The 2230-nt window shown below is 77.2% G+C and carries 2 protein-coding genes and 1 pseudogene; 1 reads left to right on the top strand and 2 read right to left on the bottom strand.

What is annotated here, in order from left to right; translation table 11 throughout:
• Positions 1 to 231, top strand: a 231-nt coding sequence (locus NH602_RS30245) for a hypothetical protein (protein ID WP_253069610.1), incomplete at its 5' end; no start/stop codon positions are given.
• Here NH602_RS30245 and NH602_RS30240 read toward each other — a convergent pair.
• Positions 162 to 1691, bottom strand: coding sequence for an ATP-dependent DNA ligase (locus NH602_RS30240; RefSeq protein ID WP_253069609.1), 1530 nt, complete (start codon positions 1689 to 1691; stop codon positions 162 to 164). The two genes, NH602_RS30245 and NH602_RS30240, sit on opposite strands and share 70 nt — an antisense overlap.
• A gap of 45 nt (positions 1692 to 1736) precedes the next feature.
• Positions 1737 to 2230 (bottom strand): annotated as a pseudogene (locus NH602_RS30235) (hypothetical protein); the annotation flags it as partial.

Raw genomic sequence — 2230 nt, 5'->3', positions numbered from 1 at the left:
GACCCCGACTCGGCGGCCCTGCTCGGCGTCGCCGCCGGTGCCCCGCTGCTGGGGGCCGAACGCACCCTGACCGGCGACGACGGCCGGGTCCTCGCCGTCAGTGTGCTGCGCGCCGACCCGGCGGGCTCGGTCCCGGTGGCCCGCGACGGCGCCGCGGCCGCTCAGCCCGACAGCAGCGCCCGCACCGCGTCGAGCGAGTCGGCCTCGGCCGGGGTCTTGTCCGGGCGGTAGCGCAGCACCCGGGCGAAGCGCAGCGCGACCCCGCCCGGGTAGCGGGTGCTGCGTTGCGCGCCGTCGAGCGCGATCTCGACGACGAGCTCGGGCCGCAGGTGCACCACGCCCGGCTCGCGCGCCGTCTCGTACTCCGGGAAGGTCGCGGTCTGCCAGGCCAGCAGCTCGTCGGTCATCCCCTTGAACGTCTTGCCGACCATCACCGGCTCCCCGCCGTCCGGGTCGCGGGCGCCGAGGTGGATGTTCGACAGCGACCCGGTCCGCCGCCCGTAGCCCCACTCGGCGCCCAGCACCACCAGGTCCAGGGTGTGCACCGGCTTCACCTTCTGCCAGGCCCTGCCGCGCCGCCCGGCCGCATACGGCGCGGCCAGGTCCTTCACCACGACGCCCTCGTGCCCCGCCGACAGCGCCTCCTCCAGCACCTCGGCGGCCTGCTCCGGCGACGGCCGCCGGGCCCCCGGCATCCGCAGCGCGGCGTGAGTGTCCGCGGCGAGCAGCCCGGCGAGCGCGTCGAGCCGGGTCTCGGTGGGCTCGTCGACGAGGTCGCGGCCGTCGAGGTGGAGCAGGTCGAAGAAGAACGGCGACAGCATCACCTCGCCGCCGGACTCCTCGGTCCCGAACCGGCTCATCGTGTCCTGGAACGGGCGGGGGCGACCGTCGTCGTCGAGGGCGAGGGTCTCGCCGTCGAGCACCGCGGTGTCGCAGGGCAGTCCGCGCACCAGCTCGACCAGCTCGGGCACGCCGTCGGTGATCTCGCGCAGGGTGCGTGTCCACACCCGCACCTCGTCGCCGCGGCGGTGCACCTGGATGCGGGCGCCGTCGAGCTTGTGTTCGACGGTGACGTCGGTGCCGAGCGCGGCCAGCGCGGCGTCGAGCGAGTCGCCGGGGGCGGCGAGCATCGGCCGGACCGGCCTGCCCACCTCCAACCCGACCGCGGCGAGCGCGTCCTGTCCGCCGGTCAGCGCGGTGGCCGCGGTCTCAGGCAGCCGGCCGGACAGCATGAACGCGCGGCGCACCGCGGGCGCGGCCACCCCGGAGGCGGCGGCGACGGCGTCCACCATCAGCCCCTCCAGTGCGCCCTGGCGCAGCTCGCCGGTGAGCAGACGGTGCAGGAAGCGCTGCTCCTCGGTGGTCGCGGCGCCGTACAGCTCGGTGAGCAGCTCGCGGCGCCGGGCCGCCGATCCGGTCCCCGCGGTACCGGCCAGCTCGTCGAGCAGTGCGTCGACCTGCTCCACCGTCAGCGACGGCTCCGCCCCGGCCGGCACGTCGACGCCCGACAACGTCCGCCAGCCGGTCCCGATCCGGCCCTGCCGGGGCACCCCGGACAGCCAGGCGACGACCGGCACGACCTCGGCCGGCGCGGCGGTGCGCAGCAGCCCGGCGAGCGCGGCGGTCTTCTCCTTGCGCGCGCGGGTCGCCCCGACCGCGGCCGAGGTGGTGACGACGTCGGTGAACAGCACCGGGTCAGTGAAGCAGCGCCCCCCGACAGTTCGCGCGTCGTCGGATCAGGCGGTGCGCGCCGCCTGCGGTACCGGGACGGGGCGCGGGCCGGACGCGGCGGGCGGCAGGATCGCGCGGCGCCACAGCTCGGCGACCGGGACGACCCCGCGGCAGGTGCCGTCCGGTGCGACGACGACCAGGTCGTCGTAGCCGCGGGCCGGGTCGCCGGACAGACCGATCTCCATCGCGCGGTGCAGCGGGGTCCGCTCGTCGACGGTCCGCGGCGGGTCCGCCAGCTCGGCCGCCGGCTTCTCGGCCCACAGCGCGTGCCCGAACCTGCCGGCCAGCTGGAGCAGGACGCGGCTGCGGTCGAGGTAGCCGACCGGCCGGTGCGCACGGTCGACCAGGACGATCCCGCCCGAGTCGGGACGGGCGCGCAACGCCTCGCGGGCGGTGTCGCCGACGGCGTCGTCGGGCAGGGTCACGGCCGGCACGGCGAGCCCGCGCACCGGGGGACCGGCCGGAACGGGCACCGGGGTGGCGGCCGGCTCCGGCGTCC

The sequence above is a fragment of the Pseudonocardia sp. McavD-2-B genome, from assembly GCF_024124365.1.
GTDB lineage: Bacteria > Actinomycetota > Actinomycetes > Mycobacteriales > Pseudonocardiaceae > Pseudonocardia > Pseudonocardia alni.
The sequence above is the reverse complement of the archived record's forward strand: the minus strand, read 5'-3'. Positions and strand labels throughout refer to the sequence as shown.